This window comes from Flavonifractor sp. An52, assembly GCF_002159385.1.
Classification (GTDB): Bacteria; Bacillota; Clostridia; order Oscillospirales; family Oscillospiraceae; genus Flavonifractor; species Flavonifractor avicola.
Window position 1 is genome coordinate 62,074 of the sequence record NZ_NFIB01000012.1, and the last position, 20,717, is coordinate 82,790.

The 20,717-nt window shown below is 57.5% G+C and carries 19 protein-coding genes and 5 tRNA genes; 16 read left to right on the forward strand and 8 right to left on the reverse strand.

What is annotated here, in order from left to right:
- Window positions 1–13: 13 nt before the first annotated feature.
- Window positions 14–673 carry a GDSL-type esterase/lipase family protein gene (locus B5G06_RS06560; RefSeq protein ID WP_087188296.1) on the reverse strand — a complete coding sequence of 220 codons (660 nt, stop codon included), beginning with the start codon at window positions 671–673 and terminating at the stop codon, window positions 14–16.
- Window positions 674–2,053, reverse strand: a complete 1,380-nt coding sequence (locus B5G06_RS06565) for an ROK family protein (RefSeq protein WP_087188297.1) — start codon at window positions 2,051–2,053, stop codon at window positions 674–676.
- A 199-nt stretch (window positions 2,054–2,252) separates the two neighbouring features.
- On the opposite strand from B5G06_RS06565, the gene B5G06_RS06570 reads away from it, so the two are divergent.
- From B5G06_RS06570 to B5G06_RS14360, 10 genes are all read left to right on the forward strand, one after another.
- Complete coding sequence (locus tag B5G06_RS06570) at window positions 2,253–3,464, forward strand: AGE family epimerase/isomerase (protein ID WP_087188298.1); 1,212 nt, start codon at window positions 2,253–2,255, stop codon at window positions 3,462–3,464.
- A 10-nt stretch (window positions 3,465–3,474) separates the two neighbouring features.
- The gene (locus B5G06_RS06575; RefSeq protein WP_087188299.1) at window positions 3,475–4,332 is read left to right on the forward strand and encodes a MurR/RpiR family transcriptional regulator; all 858 of its coding nucleotides are present in this window, start codon (window positions 3,475–3,477) and stop codon (window positions 4,330–4,332) included.
- 159 nt (window positions 4,333–4,491) lie between these two features.
- Window positions 4,492–5,844 carry an extracellular solute-binding protein gene (locus B5G06_RS06580; RefSeq protein ID WP_087188300.1) on the forward strand — a complete coding sequence of 451 codons (1,353 nt, stop codon included), beginning with the start codon at window positions 4,492–4,494 and terminating at the stop codon, window positions 5,842–5,844.
- 191 nt (window positions 5,845–6,035) lie between these two features.
- Window positions 6,036–6,908 (forward strand): carbohydrate ABC transporter permease, encoded by an 873-nt coding sequence (locus tag B5G06_RS06585; RefSeq protein WP_343286355.1) that lies wholly within the window; start codon window positions 6,036–6,038, stop codon window positions 6,906–6,908.
- 12 nt (window positions 6,909–6,920) lie between these two features.
- On the forward strand, window positions 6,921–7,766 hold the full coding sequence (locus B5G06_RS06590; RefSeq protein WP_087188302.1) for a carbohydrate ABC transporter permease: 846 nt from the start codon (window positions 6,921–6,923) through the stop codon (window positions 7,764–7,766).
- A gap of 118 nt (window positions 7,767–7,884) precedes the next feature.
- Window positions 7,885–8,790 carry a dihydrodipicolinate synthase family protein gene (locus tag B5G06_RS06595; RefSeq protein ID WP_087188303.1) on the forward strand — a complete coding sequence of 302 codons (906 nt, stop codon included), beginning with the start codon at window positions 7,885–7,887 and terminating at the stop codon, window positions 8,788–8,790.
- Between the two features lie 75 nt (window positions 8,791–8,865).
- On the forward strand, window positions 8,866–9,618 hold the full coding sequence (nagB, locus tag B5G06_RS06600) for a glucosamine-6-phosphate deaminase (RefSeq protein WP_087188304.1): 753 nt from the start codon (window positions 8,866–8,868) through the stop codon (window positions 9,616–9,618).
- A complete protein-coding gene (nagA, locus tag B5G06_RS06605) occupies window positions 9,609–10,730 on the forward strand; it encodes an N-acetylglucosamine-6-phosphate deacetylase (RefSeq protein ID WP_087188305.1) in 1,122 nt (373 codons plus the stop codon). The genes nagB and nagA overlap by 10 nt, the downstream gene beginning before the upstream one ends.
- A gap of 192 nt (window positions 10,731–10,922) precedes the next feature.
- Window positions 10,923–12,044 carry an ABC transporter ATP-binding protein gene (ugpC, locus tag B5G06_RS06610; protein WP_087188317.1) on the forward strand — a complete coding sequence of 374 codons (1,122 nt, stop codon included), beginning with the start codon at window positions 10,923–10,925 and terminating at the stop codon, window positions 12,042–12,044.
- A 734-nt stretch (window positions 12,045–12,778) separates the two neighbouring features.
- On the forward strand, window positions 12,779–13,123 hold the full coding sequence (locus tag B5G06_RS14360) for a hypothetical protein (protein WP_087188306.1): 345 nt from the start codon (window positions 12,779–12,781) through the stop codon (window positions 13,121–13,123).
- Between the two features lie 63 nt (window positions 13,124–13,186).
- Here B5G06_RS14360 and B5G06_RS06625 read toward each other — a convergent pair.
- The 3 genes from B5G06_RS06625 to B5G06_RS06635 form a co-directional block, all read right to left on the reverse strand.
- Window positions 13,187–13,261 (reverse strand) — tRNA-Thr (locus B5G06_RS06625).
- A 206-nt stretch (window positions 13,262–13,467) separates the two neighbouring features.
- Window positions 13,468–13,544 (reverse strand) — tRNA-Pro (locus B5G06_RS06630).
- 166 nt (window positions 13,545–13,710) lie between these two features.
- A tRNA-Ser gene (locus B5G06_RS06635) sits at window positions 13,711–13,802 on the reverse strand.
- A 600-nt stretch (window positions 13,803–14,402) separates the two neighbouring features.
- On the opposite strand from B5G06_RS06635, the gene B5G06_RS06640 reads away from it, so the two are divergent.
- The 3 genes from B5G06_RS06640 (at window position 14,403) to B5G06_RS06650 (ending at window position 15,405) form a co-directional block, all read left to right on the forward strand.
- Entirely contained in the window at window positions 14,403–15,071 is a 669-nt protein-coding gene (locus B5G06_RS06640; protein WP_242955380.1) for a cell wall hydrolase, read from the forward strand.
- A 126-nt stretch (window positions 15,072–15,197) separates the two neighbouring features.
- Window positions 15,198–15,285 (forward strand) — tRNA-Ser (locus B5G06_RS06645).
- A 29-nt stretch (window positions 15,286–15,314) separates the two neighbouring features.
- Window positions 15,315–15,405 (forward strand) — tRNA-Ser (locus B5G06_RS06650).
- A gap of 150 nt (window positions 15,406–15,555) precedes the next feature.
- Here the strand turns inward: B5G06_RS06650 and B5G06_RS06655 are convergent.
- From B5G06_RS06655 to B5G06_RS06665, 3 genes are all read right to left on the reverse strand, one after another.
- Window positions 15,556–15,864, reverse strand: a complete 309-nt coding sequence (locus B5G06_RS06655; protein ID WP_087188308.1) for a hypothetical protein — start codon at window positions 15,862–15,864, stop codon at window positions 15,556–15,558.
- Between the two features lie 5 nt (window positions 15,865–15,869).
- Window positions 15,870–16,208, reverse strand: a complete 339-nt coding sequence (locus tag B5G06_RS06660; protein ID WP_143382714.1) for a hypothetical protein — start codon at window positions 16,206–16,208, stop codon at window positions 15,870–15,872.
- Window positions 16,209–16,328: 120 nt separating this feature from the next.
- Entirely contained in the window at window positions 16,329–16,799 is a 471-nt protein-coding gene (locus B5G06_RS06665) for a hypothetical protein (protein ID WP_087188310.1), read from the reverse strand.
- A gap of 699 nt (window positions 16,800–17,498) precedes the next feature.
- Here B5G06_RS06665 and B5G06_RS06675 point away from each other — a divergent pair.
- The 3 genes from B5G06_RS06675 to B5G06_RS14160 form a co-directional block, all read left to right on the forward strand.
- Window positions 17,499–18,107: a hypothetical protein gene (locus B5G06_RS06675; RefSeq protein WP_143382715.1), complete on the forward strand. Its 609-nt coding sequence runs from the start codon at window positions 17,499–17,501 to the stop codon at window positions 18,105–18,107.
- Complete coding sequence (locus B5G06_RS06680) at window positions 18,100–19,989, forward strand: hypothetical protein (protein ID WP_087188313.1); 1,890 nt, start codon at window positions 18,100–18,102, stop codon at window positions 19,987–19,989. Before B5G06_RS06675 ends, B5G06_RS06680 begins: the two co-directional genes overlap by 8 nt.
- A gap of 340 nt (window positions 19,990–20,329) precedes the next feature.
- Window positions 20,330–20,717, forward strand: a 388-nt coding sequence (locus B5G06_RS14160; RefSeq protein WP_204220758.1) for a hypothetical protein, incomplete at its 3' end; no start/stop codon positions are given.

Sequence of the window (20,717 nt, forward strand, 5' to 3'; positions counted from 1 at the left end):
CCACATTTTTTATTCAGATCAGGGTGGGAATCAGCTGGGCCAGAGCTTGGGCCAGTTTGGCGTGGCTCTCCCGGGTCAGGTGCATATAGTCCGCCGTATTGCAGGCAAGATTCAGGGTATTGGCATCCAGAAAGGCGCAGCCGGTGAGCCGGGCCACGGCCTCATATTCCGCCGCCAGCCCCCGGGTCTTTTCCACACAGCCGAGCCCCATCTCATCGGCCACCGGAGAGGCATAGACCCCCTCCTCAATGGATTTGGGTGCGATGATGAGGATGTTGGGTTTGCTCTTTACCCAGCAGTCCATAGCCTGAGCGGCCCGGACCAGCCGTTCCATACCCCGGCCGATGGTGTAGGCGTTGGTCCCGAAGCGTTCCTTGGAATCGTTGGTACCCAGCATGACCACCAGCAGATCCACCGGCTTGTGGCTTTTCAGACAGGAATAGAGGCAGGACAGGGCGGACAGGCCCTCCTCCACCGGGTCATCAAACACGGTGGTGCGGCCGGACAAACCCTCCTCCACCACCAGGTATCCATCTCCCAAGGCCTGCTGCAGCCGGCAGGTCCAACGCTCCTCCTCATTGAAGCGGAAGCAGGAACCGTCGGCGCAGTCGGCAGGATCGGGACAGTAGCCATGGGTGTTGGAGTCTCCCAGACAGACGATGTGGCGCCGCATTTACTTGATCTCGGGCAGGGAGGCGGCGGCCACAGACTGACCCACACGGCGGGCCTTCTCGTCGGGCATGGTGGGGTTGATCTTGGAAGCGATCTCGGGATACTCGTCAGCCAGCACGCTCTTGCAAGTATCCAGCAGCAGGTCGCCGCCCTTGCCGGACATAACGCGGCCCAGCAGCAGCACGTGCTTGAAGCCGTAGAAGTGATAGTACAGAGCCAGAGAGTGGGCCAGATATACGCCGATGGAGCGGTACACCGCGGCGGCGCCGGGGTTGCCCTCCTCCATAGCCTTCTGCACCGCCTTCAGCTTCTCGGCGGGGGAGAGGGCGGGGTCCAGCTCAATGCCGCCGGCGGGGGCCAGCTTGATGACACCGTCCTGAGAGAAATACTTCACGCCGCAGCCGATGTCGCCGGACCACTCGTCCTCCATGGCGCCGGGGTTGGCGTCCACGGGGGCGAAGGCCAGCTCGTTGAGCCAGCCGGTGATATTGCCATTCTGGTCCACATAGCCCACGGCCTCGCTGGTGCCCATGGCAATGCCCATAATGTTGTTCTCTTCCAGGCTCATGGCACCGGCCAGAGCGGACACGTCGCCGTCGTTGGCCACCACATAGGGCACATCGCCAAAGGTGTCCTTAATGGCGCGGATGTAGATGTCCTTCACCTTGGCGTCAAAGTCCTCCTTGGGCACCTTCAGGAACAGGGAGGCCACCATGGTGCGGTTCTCGATGTAGATACCAGCGGAGGAGACGCCCACCGCATCCACCCGGGGCATATGCTGGGCGGCGGACTTGAGGGCGGACACGATGCCCTCATAGTGGTAGTCGGGGTCGGCAGTGACCTTGGGATACCAGACCACTTCCTCGCTGAACACGGGCTCGCCATCGATGACGGCGGACACCTTCCGGTCGGAGCCGCCGGCGTCGAAGCCAATGCGGCAGCCGCCCAGGTGACGGCCCACAGCCTGAGGATTGCTCTTCTCGGCGGGCACCTGGTCGCAGTACACAACCTCAAAAGGCTTCTCATACACATTGGACATGAAGTCGGCATCGAAGGAGCGCTTGCCGCCCACACAGTAGGTGGCCTTCATGGCCTCAAAGATCTCCTTGTCGCCGCTGATGTAGACCTTGAAGCCGCCCATATACCACAGCATCGTCTTGATGAGCCGGTCCACATAGTAGCGGTCGGCCTCAGCCATGTCGGGGGTACCGTGGATGAAGGTCTTGTAGACGGCTACCTCGCCGCCGGCCCGCTCAACGGCCAGATCCAGAGGCTTTTTGGCGTCCTTCAGGAAGGATGCAAAAAATTTGCCCAGGGGGAGGAAACCGGGGTCCAGCTCGGGGATGTGTTTGACAGGGACTTCAATGCCAAGATGTTTCATGAGACATCCTCCTTAACATATATGGGAAACAGAAAGCTCGTTATATGTATAGGCTACCAGTTTTTTTAAATCTGTCAAGCATATTTTCAGGATTCTGAAAATTATTTTCTTCCCAGGTCTTGACGGGGGATGGACCGACGGGTATGATGGAACCAACGGGGGATCATCTCCCAACAATGGAAAGGTGGGAATTGCGATTATGGATATCACTGCACGTCTGCAGGATCATCAGAAATGGATCAAGGAAGAGCTGGAGCGGAGCGTCAACTTCTGGCTGAAAAATGGCATGGACCCGGTAAACGGGGGCGTCTACACCTGCCTGGACCGGGAAGGCAAGATCTTCTCCACCGACAAGAGCGTATGGATGCAGGGCCGCTGCGCCTGGATGTTTGCCTATCTGTGCCACACCTATGGGGTGAAGGACGAGTGGCTGGCTGCCAGCAAGAGCTGCCTGGACTTTATGGAGCGCTGCTGCATCAACCGGGAGGCAGGCAACCGGATGTACTTCACCGTGACCGGTGACGGCAAGCCCCTGCGTCAGCGCCGCTATTGTTTCTCCGAGGGGTTCTACGCCATCGCCAACGCCGAATATTATGGTGTTACCGGGGACAAGGAGTGCCTGGAGCGTGCCCGCGCTGCCTATGAGCTGATCTGGAATCTGAATCAGGGCCTGATCAAGGACCCCACCGGACTGGGCCCCAAGACCATTCCTGAGACCCGTTCCGGCCGCGCTCTGGCCAACCCCATGATCTACCTGAACATCACCTCCGTGCTGCGCCGGGTGGACCCCGAGCAGGCTGAGCTGTATAACCAGCGGGCCGCTCAGTGTGTGGACGAGATCTTCCGCTACCACTATAAGCCCGAGCTGGGCTGCACTCTGGAGAGCGTGGGTCCCAACGGCGAGTTCCGGGGCGATGTGACCGAGGGCCGTGTGGTCAATCCCGGCCACGATATCGAGTGCTCCTGGTTCCTGATGGAGGACGCCAACCTGCGGGGCAACAAGGAACAGCACGCCACCGCCATCAAGATCTTTGACCAGGCCATCAATGCTGGCTGGGACAAGGAGTACGGCGGACTGCTCTACTTTATTGACTGCCTGGGCCGTCCCCCCGAGGCCTACGAGCACGACATGAAGCTGTGGTGGCCTCACGACGAGATCCTCATCGCCTCTATGATGATCTATCGTGATACCGGCGACGAGAAGTATCTGGAGTGGTTTGAAAAGACCCTGGATTACTGCAAGAAATACTTCTCTGATCCTGAGTACGGCGACTGGTACGGCTATCTGCGCCGGGACGGCAAGCCCACCGAGCCTCCCTGCAAGGGTTCCACCTTCAAAGGTCCCTTCCACCTGCCTCGGATGCTCATCATGTGCGATCAGATGATCGGCCAGATCCTGGAGCGGAATTGAGAGGGCGGCAATGCCGTTAGTAAATGTCTTTGAACGGATCAACAGCGAGTACTACCAGCTGACCAGCGCGGAGAAAAAGGTGGCCGACTACGCCGTTATCCACCAGCAGCAGACCCAGTTTATGTCCATCTCGGAGCTGGCGGAGGAGGCCGGCGTGGCCGAGGCCACCATCTCCCGTTTCTGCAAACGGCTGGGTTACAAGGGCTACAGCGCTTTTAAGCTGGCCATTGCCAACGCTACTGCCGGCCGGATGGATCACAGTGCCGCAGAGGCGGGAGAGCTGGAGGAAGAGGACAGCGTGGAGGGAATGTGCCGCGCTGTTTATCGCAGTGATTCCGAGGCCCTGGCCCAGACTCTGGAGCTGATCCAGGCGGATGCGGTGCGCAAGGCGGCGGATATGATCGTCTCCGCCGGCCGGGTACTGTGCATGGGCCAGGGAGGATCCATGATCCTTTCCCAGGAGTGTGCCCACCTGTTCAGCACCATTCAGCTGAATTTTACAGCGGTCATGGACTCCCATCTTCAGGCGATTGCCGCCTCTCAGCTCACCCCCGGCGATCTGGTCATCTATTTCTCCTACTCCGGCTCCACCAAAGAGCTGATGAAGAACCTCCAGATTATCCGGGACCGGAAAGCACGGATTATCCTGGTTACCCGGTTCCCCAAGTCTCCCGGCGCCGCCTATGCCGACATTGTGCTTCAATGCGGTTCCCGGGAGGGCCCCCTCCAGGGCGGTTCCGTAGCTGCCCGTATTGCCCAGCTCTATCTGATGGATGTACTCTTCCATGAGGTATGCCGCCGGGATCGGGAGGGCTGCCGTGCCAGACAGGAACTGGTGGCTGAAGTGTTGTCAGACAAACACATTTGACCGTCAACAGTGGAATTTGAAAAAAATTTGCAGACACCGCAAAAGAAGAAAGAAAATGTGCAATTCGCTATTGACAAATCTTGTGTTGAACTGTACAATCTACACAACGGGTTACCACTGAGTAATCACGAAAATTATCGAAAATGAGGAGGATGAATGATGAAGAAGAAACGTATTCTTGCGCTCATGCTGGCTGCCTCCATGTCTCTGGGCCTGGCTGCCTGCGGCGGCGGCGGCACTAGCGAATCCCCCGCCGGCAACACCGACACCCCGTCCGGCAACACTCCCTCCGGCTCCGGCGAAACTGTGGAGCTGACCATCTGGACCTACCCCATCGGCAAGTTTGGTGACTATGACACCATGCAGGCTCTGATCGATGAGTACACCGCCGCCAACCCCGGCGTGTCCATCAAGTTCGAGCTGCTGGACTACACCAACGGTGATACTCAGGTCACTTCCGCTATCACCAGCGGCACTGCTCCTGACATCATCATGGAGGGTCCCGAGCGTCTGGTGACCAACTGGGGCGCCAACAACCTGATGGTGGACCTGTCCGACCTGTGGACCGAAGAGGCCACTGCCGACATCGCCGCCACCAGCGAGGCTGTTGTGAATGCCTGCCAGCTGGACGGCAAGTACTATGAGTATCCTCTGTGCATGACCACCCACTGCATGGCCATCAACTATGAGGTCTTTGAGCAGGCTGGTGCTCTGCAGTACATCGACGAGGAGACCCGCACCTGGACTACTGACAACTTCGTGAAGGCCATGGAGGCCGTCCGCGACTCCGGTCTGGTGGCCGTGCCCGGTATCGTCTACTGCGGCGGCCAGGGCGGCGACCAGGGCACCCGCGCTCTCGTCAACAACCTGTACTCCGGCACCTACACCAATGCCGACCACACTGAGTACACCGCAAACTCTCCTGAGAACGTGAAGGCTCTGGAGCTCATCAAGTCCATGGTGGACAATGGCTCTCTGAACGCCAACGCCGGCTTCCAGGCTGCTGATGAGCTGCAGCAGTTTGCCAACGGCACCGCTGCTGTGACCTTCTGCTGGAACGCTTCCAACAAGGCTCAGTACGCTTCTCAGGTTGCTTTCACCCCCTATGCCATGGCTTTCCCCTCTGACGACGGCGTGCCCGAGCTGTGCGGCGGCATCTGGGGCTTCGGTATCTTTGACAACGGCGACGAGGCCAAGATCGAGGCTGCCAAGGACTTCATCCGCTACATCTGCGACGATCCCGAGCAGTCCAAGGAGAGCGTGCAGCTGACCGGTTTCTTCCCCGTCCGTGCTTCTCTGGGCAACGTGTACGAGGGTACCGACACCGAGGCTGATGCCGCTGAGTTCCTGACCCTGATGCCTTACATGGGCGACTACTACAACGTCATCGGCGGCTGGACCGAGCAGCGCACCAACTGGTGGAATATGCTCCAGAAGATCCTGACCGGCGGCGTGGATGCTCAGACTGCTGCTGACGAGTTTGTCAGCGCCAGCAACGCTGCCATCGGCTAAGCGGCGCAAGTATGATCTGACGCACTTTCTGTGCCCGCTCCCTGTGAGGGGGCGGGCACAGTTGCTTTTCCAAAATGATTTGGAGAGGTGTGCAAATAAGTTCGAAAAGAGGGGAGAATCTCATGGCACAAAACGCCGTAGCAACGGTCGCGAAGAAGCCCAAGAAGGAGAAGCGGTCCCAGTTCTCCGGCATGAGCAAGGCCCTGGTCCGGCGGGAGACCATTTCCGCCTACCTGTTCCTGCTGCCCAGCCTGGTCTTCTTTATCGGCTTTGTGGTGATCCCAATGATCATGTGCGTGGTGTTCAGCTTCCAGGAGATGGGCCTGGACAGCTCCGCCACCAAGTTCATTGGTTTTGCCAACTATGTTAAGATGGCACAGGACCCCGTCTTCTGGAAGGGATTCCTGAATACCGTCATCATCGTCGTGGTAGCGGTGCCCGCCGTTACCGCCTTTTCCCTGTGGGTCAGCTCCGCCATCTATCAGATGAAGGCGGTGACCCGCTCCTTCTTCCGCTGCGTGTTCTACCTGCCCGTGGTTACCGGTACTGTGGCAGTTACCGTGGTGTGGAAGTGGATGTTCAACCCCTATAACGGTCTGCTGAACCAGATCTTTGGTACCACCGGCTATGACTGGCTGGGTAATTCCGCCACCGCCATCTGGTGTATCATCCTGATCCTGTTCACCACCTCCATTGGCCAGCCCATCGTGCTGTATGTGGCCGCTCTGGGCAACGTGGACCAGTCTCTGGTGGAGGCGGCCCAGGTGGACGGCGCCACCAAGCTCCAGGTGTTCTGGAAGATCAAGTGGCCCCAGATCATGCCCACCACCCTGTACATCCTGGTCATCACCACCATCAACTCCTTCCAGTGCTTCGCACTGATCCAGTTGCTGACCTCCGGTGGACCCAACCATGCCACCGACACCATTATGTACTACATCTTCCAGATGGCGTACAACAACCAGAACTTCGGTTACGCCAACGCCATGGGCGTGATCCTGGCCATCATCATCGCGATCTTCTCTGCCATCCAGTTCAAGTTCGCGAAGACCGACAACGGTTAAGGAGGTGAGAAGATGAATAACGCGAAAAGCAAGCTGGCCGGTACTTCCACCGGCTATAAGGTGATCACCGTCGTGATCCTGATCCTTCTGGCGATTTTCTTTATCTTCCCGCTGTACTGGATCGTCACCGGCTCCTTCAAGGACGCCATGACCATCAACGCACGTACACCTCAGTGGTTCCCCCTGAGTCCTACTCTGGAGAACTACGCCGAGCTGTTCAAGAATCCCGCCGGCCAGTGGCTGCTCAACACCATCATCATGGCTGTGGGCGCGCTGGTGCTCACCTGCCTCACCGCCGCTCTGGCCGGCTACGCTCTGGCTAAGAAGCGGTTCTATGGCCGGGCCCTCCTTTTCACCATCATCATCTGCGCCATGGCCCTGCCCAAGCAGGTTATCGTCATCCCCCTGCTGCGTGAGATGAACCTCCTGCACCTGGCGGATACCCTGTGGGCCGTTATCCTGCCCACCGTGGGCTGGCCCTTCGGCGTGTTCCTGATGAAACAGTTCTCGGAGACCATACCCAATGAGATCCTGGAAGCGGCCCGGGTGGACGGCGCCGGGGAGCTGCGCACCTTCTTCAGCGTGGTGTTCCCCATGATCAAGCCCGGCATCGGTGCTCTGGCCATCTTTACCTTCGTCAACTCCTGGAACGACTACTTCCTCCAGCTGATCATGCTGACCAGCCGTGTCAACTGGACCATCTCTCTGGGTATTGCCCGCCTGCAGGGCGAGATGTCCAGCGACTTCGGCCTCATCATGGCTGGCGCCACCCTGGCCGCCATCCCCATCGTGGCCGTGTTCATCGCCTTCCAGAAGTACTTCACCCAGGGCATCGCCATGGGCGCGGTCAAGGGCTGATCCCGCTGACCGGACGCTGCTCCGCTGGCACAGTTATTTTACCCTGCGGCGTGCGTATTTAAGGGTTGATTTATCTTAGAAGTTCGTTTATTATCGTTTTGAGAGAAGGAATATTAACATGAGCGATCTGAAAAAATACCAGGGCGTGATTCCGGCCTTTTACGCCTGCTATGATGAGGCCGGCAACATTTCTCCCGACGAGGTCCGCGCCCTGACCCGCTACCTGATTGGCAAGGGTGTCAACGGTCTGTATGTGGGCGGCTCCTCCGGAGAGTGCATCTACCAGAGCGTGGCTGAGCGCAAGGTGGTACTGGAGAACGTGATGGCCGAGGCCAAGGGCAAGGTGGTCGTCATTGCCCACGTTGCCTGCAACAACACCGCCGACAGCATGGAGCTGGCTGCTCATGCTGAGAGCCTGGGTGTGGATGCCATTGCCGCCATTCCCCCCATCTACTTCCACCTGCCCGAGTATGGCATCGCCGGCTACTGGAACGACATCTCTTCTGCCGCTCCCAACACCGACTTCATCATCTACAACATTCCCCAGCTGGCCGGTGTGGCCCTGACTCCCTCTCTGCTGGCTGAGATGCAGAAGAATCCCCGGGTCATCGGCGTGAAGAACTCCTCCATGCCTGTTCAGGACATCCAGATGTGGAAGGATGCCGGGGTCATCGTGTTCAACGGTCCCGACGAGCAGTATGTGTCCGGTCTGGCCATGGGCGCCTGCGCCGGCATCGGCGGCACCTATGCCGTTATGCCCGAGCTCTTCCTGAAGGTGTATGAGCACTTCCAGAAGGGCGAGATGGAGCCTGCCCGCCAGATTCAGAACGATATCTGCCGCATCATCTATAAGATGTGCTCCGCTCACGGCAACCTGTATGCCGTGATGAAGGCCATCCTGGCCAAGAACGGCGTGAACTGCGGCTCCGTCCGCAAGCCCATGCCCGGCCTGATCGACAGCGATGCCGCCGTGGTGGACGAGGCCTATGCCATGATCACCGCTGCCATTGCCAAATACTGCTGATCCCAGATCAAGTTTCGGGGCGGGCGGTGACCCGTCCGCCCCACTTTGATATGAAAGGCTAGGAGTTACATTATTATGCGTATTTATCAATCGGAAGATTATCAGGCCATGAGCCGCCGGGCGGCCAACATCATCTCCGCCCAGGTCATCTACAAGCCCGACTGCGTGCTGGGTCTCGCTACCGGCGGTACCCCTGTGGGAACCTACAAGCAGCTGGTGGACTGGTACAAGAAGGGCGATCTGTCCTTCGCGGAGGTCCGCTCCGTCAACCTGGACGAGTACCTGGGCCTTTCTCCCCACCATGAGCAGAGCTACCGCTATTTCATGCAGGATAACCTGTTCAATCACATCGACATCAAGCCGGAGAACACCCATGTGCTCAACGGTCTGGCCAAGAATCCCGAGGCCGAGTGCGAGGCTTACAACAAGCTGATCCGGGATCTGGGCGGCATTGACCTGCAGCTGCTGGGTATGGGCCATAACGGCCACATTGCCTTCAACGAGCCGGGCGACGACTTCGGCCTGGAGACTCATCTGGTGGACCTGACCGAGAGCACCATCGAGGCTAACAAGCGCTTCTTTGAGAGCCGGGACGAGGTGCCCCGCCACGCTCTGAGCATGGGCATCAAGAACATCATGAATGCCCGCCGCATCCTGATTATCGTCAGCGGCGAGGAGAAGGCCGACATCGTGAAGGAGGCCTTTACCGGCCCCGTCACCAAGGACGTGCCTGCTTCCGTGCTCCAGCTCCATCCCGACGTAACCCTGGTGGGCGATAAGGCTGCCCTCCATAAGCTTGTGGAAGCAGGTGTTCCCGTATGCGGATAACCGGCGGCCAGGTTTTTGACCTGCAGGAGGGATTTGTCAAGCGGGACGTCTGCTTTGACGGTCGGCTTCTTTCCAACTCCAGCAGCGATGGCAAGACCTATGATGCCACCGGCTGCTATGTGATCCCCGGTCTGACCGATGTACATTTTCATGGCTGTAAAGGCCACGACTTCTCTGATGCTGATCCCGAGGGACTGGAGATCATGGCCCAGTATGAGCTGTCCCGGGGCGTGACCCAGATCTGCCCCGCCGGCATGACTCTGCTGGAGGATCAGCTCACCAAGGTCTGCCAGGTGGCGGCCGCCCATAAAGCTGCCGACAAGCCCGGCGCTGCCCTGTGCGGCATTAATCTGGAGGGGCCCTTCCTCTCCATGGCCAAGAAGGGCGCTCAGAACGGCGATTGGCTCCATGCCCCTGATGTGGAGATGCTGCGCCGCCTTATTGCTGCCTCTCAGGGCCTGGTAAAACTGGTGTCCCTGGCTCCCGAGGAGCCTGGCGCCATGGAGTTTATCGAGGCTATGGAGAGCGAGGTTACCATCTCCCTGGCCCACACCACCGCCGATTACGATACCGCTATGGAGGCCTTCCGGCTGGGCGCCCGGCAGGTGACCCACCTGTTTAACGCCATGCCGGCCTTTACCCACCGGGCTCCCGGTGTGGTGGGCGCGGCTCTGGACACTCCGCTGTGCAATGTGGAATTGATCTGTGACGGCGTTCACATCCATCCCTCTGTGGTGCGGGCGGTGTTCAAGATGTTCGGCGCCAAGCGTGTCATCCTGATTTCCGATACCATGCGGGCCGCCGGTATGCCTGACGGCGATTATACTCTGGGCGGCCAGGCCGTCAAGGTAAAGGGCAAGTATGCTACCCTGGAGGACGGCACCCTGGCCGGTTCTGTTACCGATCTGATGAATTGTATGAAGACCGCCGTGTCTTTTGGCATCCCTCTGGCGGATGCCGTGCGGGCTGCTGCGGTCAATCCTGCCAAGGCTATCGGCATTTTCAGCCGGGCCGGCAGCCTGGAGCCCGGCAAGCGGGCCAATGTGGTTGTTCTGGATGAGAATCTGGAACTGAAAGATGTATTCTTCCGCGGCGAATTAGTCCGCGGCTGAATAGAGCGCACCCCCAAATACAGGCCTTCCGGTCCTACTCCATTCCTATAGGCCGGAAGAGTCGAAAAAAAGGAGGAAAATCCGCCGGACCGGCGGTGCGGCAGTGTGGAGACCTGTCGTAACGTTCTGGGAGTTTTGCTCTCCCGGGGCGAGAGGGTATTTGCGGAGGCATTGCCCTTACGGTCCATGTATATGGCAACTGTAGTTCTGAAAGGCGTCAAGAAGATCTATGACAACAAGGTGACCGCTGTCCACGACTTCAATCTGGAGATCGCGGATAAGGAGTTCATCGTGCTGGTCGGTCCTTCCGGCTGCGGCAAGTCCACCACTCTGCGGATGGTGGCCGGCCTGGAGGATATCTCCGAGGGCGATCTGCTCATCGGCGGCAAGCGGATGAACGATGTGGAGCCCAAGGACCGCGATATCGCCATGGTGTTCCAGAGCTACGCGCTCTATCCCCACATGACCGTGTATGAGAACATGGCCTTTGCCCTGAAGCTGCGCAAGGTGCCCAAGGATGAGATCGACAAGAAGGTGCGTGAGGCTGCTGCCATCCTGGATATCACCCAGTACCTGGATCGTAAGCCCAAGGCTCTGTCCGGCGGCCAGCGTCAGCGTGTGGCCATCGGCCGCGCCATCGTCCGCGATCCTCAGGTGTTCCTGATGGACGAACCTCTGTCCAACCTGGACGCCAAGCTGCGTAACCAGATGCGTGCCGAGATCATCAAGCTGCGCCAGCGCATCAACACCACCTTCATCTACGTGACTCACGATCAGACCGAGGCTATGACCCTGGGCGACCGTATCGTCATCATGAAGGATGGCTTCATTCAGCAGATCGGTACTCCTCAGGAAGTGTTCGATCGTCCCGCCAACCTGTTTGTGGCCGGCTTCATCGGCTCTCCCCAGATGAACTTCTTCGATGCCAAGCTGCAGAAGAAGGACGGCAAGTATCAGATCGCTGTGGCCGACGCTGTGATTGAGCTGGCTGACAAGGCCCAGAAGATCCTCACCGAGAAGGGTGTGGGCGACATGGATGTGGTGGCCGGTATCCGTCCTGAGCACATCTCCTTTGCCCCTGTGGCTGGTCCTCACACCGTGTCCAGCACGGTGGATGTGTCCGAGATGATGGGCAGCGAGGTGTACCTCCATGTGACCGCCGCCGGCAAGGACGTGGTGCTGCGTATTCCCACCACCGAGCTGCCTGAGGAGCATCGTGCCGGTATCCCCTATGGTACCGCCATCAACTTTGCGTTCCGTCCTGAGCTCATTCACCTGTTTGATCCTCAGACCGAGAAGAACCTGCTGTATTGATCTCCAGCAGACAGAACCGGCCCCTGCCGCAGCTGCGGCAGGGGCCGGTTTTTCTTTGTCGACAGCACCAGCGGCCAGGGGAGAGAATAGGATGAAGCAGACGGCAATCCTTTCATGAGTTGCCGGAGAATTTAAGGAGAGACGAGGGAGCGGCCGTGCGGCGATGGGAAAACGAGCAGTATCGATATTATAATCCGGACCCGCTTCGCCCGAGCGGACCGCCCTGCTGTATCTGGCAGGGACCTACCGGCCCTACAGGGGCAACAGGCGGTGTTGGTCCCACAGGCCCCATAGGAGCAACGGGCAATGCCGGCCCAACAGGTCCCATGGGTCCGGCGGGGACAGTGGGCAGTACCGGTCCAACAGGCCCTACGGGTCCCACAGGGGCGACTGGCAGTATTGGCCCAGTAGGTCCTACAGGCCCTGCAGGGGCCGATGGAGCCGGTTCCACAGGCCCAACAGGTCCCACAGGGGCAGCGGGTGATACGGGCCCTGTCGGCCCAACAGGCCCCACAGGCCCTGCAGGAACAGGAGCAACGGGTCCCATGGGCCCAACAGGAGCGGTGGGCAGCACCGGCCCCACAGGGCCGACGGGAGCGCAGGGGCCAACTGGCCCTGCGGGGGGAGAAGGTCCCACGGGTCCCACAGGCCCTACTGGATCTGCCGGCACCGCTCCAGATGATGTGTTTGCGTCGTATGTAAATTATCAGTATCCGCTTGTTCGAGGGAGTCAGTTGGTGGTGTTTCCGGATGTGACAGATCCAACCGGGCAGATCACCCAGGCCAGTCCCACGGTTATTGCGCTGGAACCTGGCTATTATTTGATTTCTTATAAGGTATCAGCGGTTTTTCGGCAGGCCAACTATATGCAGGTAACGCCATCTTATAACGGTACCACCCATTTGGAGACAGGGATCTATTTTGCTGTCAGTACAGCCGGTGGGAGTGCGGCAGGCTCGAGCTTTCTTATTCTGCGGGCGCCAGCAGCCACAACGTTTACGTTGACCTATTCCGGCTCTGGAGATGCGGTGGATGGAGAGATTAATCTAACTATTCTGAAGCTGCGCCGGGCGCTTTGACAGCGAGGGCACCAAGAACGCCGGAAAATAACAAAAAAGGCACGACATATGTCGTGCCTTTTTTGGAGCTAGTGGTGGGAATCGAACCCACGGCCTGCTCATTACGAGTGAGCTGCTCTACCTCTGAGCCACACTAGCGCATAATTTATTCCAAATTACTTGTAACATGATACAATAGAAGAAACAAATTGTCAAGGAGAATTCTCGGTGGTGGGGGAGCTGCTCATAATGCTCTGACATTATGGTAAGCCCCCCACACAATCTAGCGTTTTGTGTTGCTATGGATGTAAATAAAATGCGGAGTGCCTTTGCAGGATACTCAGATCCTATAAGGACACTCCGCATGGTCCGAGTGGCGGGATTTGAACCCACGGCCTCTTGGACCCGAACCAAGCGCGATACCAAGCTTCGCCACACCCGGATGAAATTGAACTGCGCTGAACAGGGGATCAGATTATTCCGACCAACTGAGCGCTGAATAATATTATAGAGGGGAGAAGATAAATTGTCAAGGAAAAATAGAGACGATAGCGCACCAGACGGCAGGAAAATAAAAAGAAGGACATGACCTTGGTCATGTCCTTCTTTGGCGGAGAGAGAGGGATTCGAACCCTCGAGACGCTATTAACGCCTACACGATTTCCAATCGTGCGCCTTCGACCAACTCAGCCATCTCTCCATGGTGAGTGCTCTACAAGTTGACTGCATAGGACAGGCAACGGACTATATTATAGCAGATTTTTTTGCTACGTCAAGGGGTAAAATGAAAAAAGAAAAAATTTTGATTTGATGGGGCGGAAGGCGAAAACTGGGGCTCTGCGCGCGGCTATAGGAAGCGTGGGCCAGACTATAAAATCAAGCAGGGAATTGTGGTAAATCAACAGAGAGTTTCAGGGAGAAACATATGGTAAAAGACTGTTTCTTTTTGTTATTTTTTGTATCCATCTTTGGTTACATAATTCAATAAAATGTTTACTTGATGAAAAAATTTAAAAGCTGAATCCATTGTGCTGCAATGGATTCAGAAAAAACGGGAAAATTTCCTATTGACTTTTTAGCTTGAAAGTGGTTACAATGTGGTTACAAAAAGATGAACAACAAGTAACAGTCTGTAACAGGAGGATTCCTAACAATGAAAAAACGAGCCCTTTGCGCGCTCGCAAGTCTGGTCCTTTGTGTGTCTTTGACCGGGCCTGCGTACGCTGCTGAGAGCGGCGTCAGCTTTGAAGTAAATGGTACGTCCCTGGTGACTGAGTTTGCCACCAAGGTAGAAAATGAAATGACGTACGTCTCCTATTGGCCTATCGTGCAGGCCCTTTATCCTGAAGCTGTGGCCGTGTGGAACAATGGCCAGGCGGAGGTTACCGCCCCCGGCCTGAAGCTGCAGATCGCCCCCGGCGCCAAGTATATTGTGGCCAACGGCCGGTACCTGTATGTGCCCGATGGCGTGAAGCTGGAGAATGGTGTGGTGCTGGTGCCTGTCCGCACCCTGTGTCAGGCCCTGGGTGCCAAGGTGGTTTGGAACGGTGCAGAGAGCGTGATCGAGATCACTTCCGGCAGCGGTCCTATTGCTTCCGGTGACAGCTTCTACGACCAGGAGGATCTGTACTGGCTCTCCCGTATCATTTACGCTGAGAGCGGCAACCAGTCTCTGGAGGGTAAGATCGCTGTGGGCAACGTGGTGCTCAACCGTGTGGCCAGCCCTCAGTTCCCCAACTCGGTCTACAGCGTGATCTTCCAGCGGAATCAGTTCACGCCGGCTTCCAACGGCCGCATCAATCGTACCCCCACTGCGGAGTGCGTCATCGCCGCCAAGCTGGCTATGGAGGGTACTAATACCGCAGGCAATGCCCTGTACTTTATCAATCCCTCCATTTCCTCCAGCCGCTGGTTCAGCCGCAACTGCACTTATGTTGCTACCATCGGCGCCCACGCGTTCTTCGCATGATGAGTTATGCCGCCGCGCAGACAGCGCGGCGGCATTTTTTATGTTTTTGAAGAAAATGAAAAAAGAGATTGACAAGTAGGGAACTATATTGTATAATCTTTTTTGCATTTGACCTGGACAGGACGTGGAGAGATGTCCGAGTGGTTGAAGGAACCGGTCTTGAAAACCGGCGATGTGGAAGCATCCGTGGGTTCGAATCCCACTCTCTCCGCCACACTTTTATAAGGTATGTTCATTCGGCACGCAGAAGTACCCAAGTGGCCGAAGGGGCTCCCCTGCTAAGGGAGTAGGGCGGGAAACCGTCGCGAGGGTTCAAATCCCTCCTTCTGCGCCAAAAAGAAAACCCTGTAGCTTCAACAGCTACAGGGTTTTTTCTTACTCTCGCAAACGATTGGGAGTTTCCGCATTACGTTTTGTGATTCCGGTTTCGGTAATTGAAAACCGAAAATTAACACACAAATTGCACACGGTGTTACACACGGGTTTACCGGCGGGCGGTCTCCAACAGTACCTTGATGCGGGCCACGCGGTCCATCATGTGCGAGTGCTCCCAATCCCACACGGCCTGCATACCGGCGGGGATTTCCTTTCCCTCGGACCGCTGCGCCTGAATCAGGCGTACAGCCTGCTCATGGAGAGTATCAACGTGGGACAGTTCCTGAGCGCTCATAGTGGCGTACATAGAGGACAGGCGGTCGTCCATACCCTTGTACTGGGTGGCCTTCTTTGCGTAGTGCTCGGCGCTGTCCAGCTCCTCGCGGATATCCTCAACGATTTCAGCAATCATTTTCATGGTTATCACCCCTTGATGTAGCGGTAGAGTTTTTCCAGGTCGGTGCGGTCAACAGTCATGTCACCGATCAGCGGGATGCTGATAGTCTGCTTTTCGTCGTTGGCAAACTGCGGCGCAAGAGCCTGGTATAGCTTGTCGATATCCACGTTGCCGTCGGTGTCGATCACGTCCAACACGGCAACCGCCGGATGTTCACGGTATTTTTCTATCAGGCCGACCACGTTGTTGGCGGCCAGCGCCGTGTAGACGCCCAGGCCCAGCTTTTTAATGCCGGTCAGATGGGGAAGAACGTCAGTATCAATGTATTTAACAAGGCCGGTTTTGACCTGCTGCATTGTAACCATAAATACCTCCTGATTTAAAAAAGGGGAAGGGCGTCAACCCTTCCCCTTTTTCCGTGTCCGGGCCTTCTTTGGTGCCGGCTCCTCTGCTGTCAGGGCGAATGCCGAGACAGGAACAGCCCTTCAGGCGGCGGGCGTGGTAGTGGTGGTGGTGGCGGGGGTGATAGTCACGTTGCCCCAGCCGGGACAGACGCTGGCGTTGGGCACAACCAGCTTGGTCAGGCTCTGGAGCTGCGCAATCTGGCCCTGCATACAAGACACAGTACCGTTGATGGTGGCATTAAAGACCGCCTGCTGCGCCAGCTGCGCCTGGAGCGCGTTGATCTGGCCGGTGTAGTCCTTCACAACGTCGGTCAGCTTCTGGTCAACGTAGACCTGGGACTCCAGCAGGCCAATGCGGGCGTCCTTGGAGGCGATCTCCTGGGTCAGGTTCAGTTCGTAGCGGTTGACGGCGGTGTTCTCGGAGCAGCAGCCGGCCATGCCGCTGTGCAGATTCAGCAGGCCGGCGCCCCCGTTCAGAAGGCCCAGCGCAGTACCAGCGATTCCGAGGCCCAGACCGGCACCAGCAACACCCTTGCTTGCAAATTCAGCCATTTTCCATATCTCCTTTCATAAAAATAGGAGGGCACAGCATTGACGCCTTGCGTCCTCGCGGGCTCATTGGCCCGCTCTCGCCATGTCCTCCTTATGAGACCATTCTAAACTGCATTTTTTGTTTTGAACTGACAACAAAATGACTGAAATAGGCTGAAAAAGGCATAGAAAAAGGACGCCCCGTTTATAAGGCGTCCTGTAATTTCCGTATAGCTTTTGCGAATAGCCGCTGCGATGTTTTCTCTGTTATGTTCAGCCGGTCAGCGATTTCATAGTGGGATAGATCATCAAAGATTTTCAGCATGAGCACATCACGTTCCCGGGGTTTTAAGACAGTGCCGTTGATGGCGTCCATCAGGCGCTTGGTGCTGGTGACGGACTCGACCCGGCGGCGGTCCTCAATGTGCCGGCTGCTCATAGGGGCTTATGGCAAGTGGGGCAGGTCTTTCCGGGTTTGCTGCCGCCGATCACCGTTTTCCGCGTGGTCTTGGTGGTTTTCTTTGTGGTTGTCTGGGTTGCCTTTGCCATTATTCAGCCCCCCCATTCACGGCATTAGCCGCATGGCGGCAGGCCACAAAGGCCAAGGCCGGGGAGCGTGGCCGATTTGTCTATGAGTACGACGGCCTGACGGTTGCCGGGATCACCTGGGAGCCGTGCGCCGATGGGGATATAACCATTTACAAGCAGCCTGCGGATGGTGTGCCGTACGTCATAGGCGGAGATACCGCCGGAGACAGCGGGACGGCATGGAGTGACTTCTTCGCGGCCCATGTGCTGGACAACACCACAGGGGAGCAGGTGGCAGTCCTGCACGGAAAAATGGACGAGGATGTATTTGCCCGTCAAATTTACTGCCTGGGTATGTACTACAACGAGGCGTTGGTGGGTGTCGAGGTCAATTACAGCACCCACCCCGTCAAGGAGCTGCAACGGCTGAACTATCCGAGGCAGTACACCCGGGAGCAGACAGACACCTATACCGGGGCGCTCAAAAAGGCCTATGGATTCAACACCAACACGGCCACACGGCCGGTTATCATTGCCGAGCTGGTGGAGGCGGCCCGGGACAACCTGGAGAACATCGTGGACGATGCCACACTGGCCGAAATGCTCAGCTTCGCCAAGAACGACAAAGGACGCGCCGAGGCGCTACCGGGCAAGCATGACGACCTGGTCATGAGCCTTGCCATTGCAAACCACATCCGGCCCCAGCAGTCCATGGTGGTTCTGGAGACGCCGGAGGAACCCCACAAGAAGCTGATAGACATACTCAACGCAAAGGACAGGAGGAGACGCCGCCGTGCCTAAGAAAAAGAGAGGAGCAATCCCCGGATATGATTTTTCTGACCGGCAGGCCAGGGAGGAAACGGCGGGGCAGCTCTTTGCCAAGGCCAAAAACGCCCGCACATTCCGCGAGACGGAGTGGGTGCGGTACAACGATTACTATAATTTCATCCACGCGGTATCGGACGAGATCCGGGAGGCCGTGCGGGACTCTGACATTGGATGGGACCCGGCGGTGGTGCCTGACCCGTTTATTATGGTCGAGAGCCAGGTGGACCCCGTGGTGCCCGAGCCGGAGTTCCGGGGGCGGGACGACGATCTGGACAGCAGCAAGGCCAAACAGCGTGAATATGCGTGCAAGTTCGTCTGCCAAAACAACCGCCTGGACGATCTCAACACCAGCAATGAACGGCGGCTGACCAAGTACGGCGACGCCTTTTGGAAAGTGTACTGGGACGATGGTATGCCCTGCGGCCCCAACTGGGGCGACATCCGAGTGCGGGACGTTCCGGTGGATGCGCTGTACATCGACCCCACCGCAGGCCCGGACGGCATCCAGGCTGGGCAGTATGTGGCCTATCTCTACCGGCTCCACAAGGTGGTGTTTTGGCAAACCTACGGGGACGCGCTGCGCAAGGATGGCATGACGGTAGACACCATTTTGGAGAGCGAGTACACGGAGCGTGGCGGCATTTTTGACATGGTGACCCCCAATGTCGAGGACTCCGAAGATACCGTGCAGGTGATGGAGTTTTGGTACAAAGACCCGGAGACCGGCCGAGTGGGCTATACCATTCAGGCCGGTGGGCATGAGGTCAAGCACAATCCGGATTATTGGGCGCGCACCGGCGATCAGAACCGGCTTTTCCCGTTCGTCCATTACTGGCGGATTCGGGACGAAAACCAGTTCTATAACCGTTCTGAGCTGGAGCCTATCATTCCCATGGTGGACGCAGCCGACAGGGAACTTGCCAATGGCCTGCTGAATGACGCCTTTACCGCCAACGACATTGTGCTGGTGGAGGAAAACGCCCTTGCCCCTGGTGAGGAGTTTACCAACGTCCCCGGTGCTGTGGTTACCGTCCGGCAGAACGCCGTCGGAAAGATTGCCCGCCTGGGCGGACTGAACAGCGGTTCTAATTCCCTTCCTATGGTGGAGTGGCTGCTCACTCAGATCCAGCGCACCAACCGCAACTATGAGACCAACCAGGGCAAGGTCTCCAGTTCTGTCAAGACGGCTTCTGAGCTGGCTATGATTCGCTCCGACGTAGACACCCAAATGGAGATCAAAAAGGCCGACCGAAACGCCGGTTTTGAGCGGCTTTATGAGCTGATTGACTGGTCGGTGCTGGAGTTCTACGACGAGGAGCGGCAAATCTTTATCGGGGCAGAGAAGCCGGACGAAGACCCGGTGAATTTCAGCTTCAATTCCGACCGGATGGCTGGTTATGTACCGGTTCAGCGTGACTTTATGACCGGTGACATCATTTCTGAGAAGCGCCGGTACTGGCCCCGGGTGGATGTGACCGTAAACGCTGGTGACGGCGTGATCCGTAGCAAGGCGGCGACGCTCCAGGCCCTCCAAAACCTTGTTGCGGCGCAGGTCACCCCGGACAATTACAAGCTGTTTGAGGCCATGGTGGACGTGCTGGACATCCCGCAGAAGCAGGAGATCATCCAGGACTGGGAAAGCAAGTTTGCCCCGGCGGTGCCGCCTGAGATCGTGCAGGCCCTCGCACAGAATCCCCAGCTTTTGCAGCTTGTGACCCAGGCTGTGACCGCCCAGCAGACAGTTCAGCAGATGCAGAGCGCCCAGCAGGTGCCTACGGGCCAGATGGGCGGCAACCCCACGGCGGCCCAGTTTGACATGATGGGAGGCGGTGCAAGTGCTGTGCCCACGGTGTAAGACGGACTGCCAGGTGGTCCGGAGAGAAGGAAAAATCCTCTATATCTGCCGGGACCCCAAGTGCGAAAACAAGGGGAAGGTGGTGGCAGAGCAGTGAGTGGTGATACCATCAAGGCCATTGAATCCATTCTTGCCAAAGGCGACAGAGTGGAACTGATCCCCGTTAAAGACGGGGTGAAGGTGATACAGGTGCAACGGAAAGAAATCAAGTAAACATTGCTCCCGACGGTAAGCGTTCCGTCGGAGGACCCGAGCGTGGGTAACTTGTAAGAAATCCTTACAGGTTGCTCACGCTTTTTTATTTCGCGGCCGGGGCGAATAACGGCGAAAGGAGAACAGCATGGAAGAACTTGAAAACCAGGTGACCGAACAGGAAACCGCTGGTCAGGAGAGTGTCGTGGACTCTCAGGAAGAAGATGTGACCGAAAACCACCAGGACCCCGGCGAAGGGGATAACGCTGGCCCCGCAAGTCAGCGCCAGGAAGGCGGACAGTCGCACCAGGACAATGCCGCCGCCAGAGCGGCCCGGATTCGCGCAGAACAGGAGACGACCGAGCGCCTGCAACGCCAGTATGACCAGCAGGTAGCCGGTATGGGGATCATCAACCCGAGACTTCTTCAAATTATGTGTAAACCTCCTGAGTGGTGTAAAATAGAAGCATCACACAGGAGGTTATACATATGGCCAGAAAGAATCGCACGCCGGAAGAAAAAGCCCGGCGGGAGAA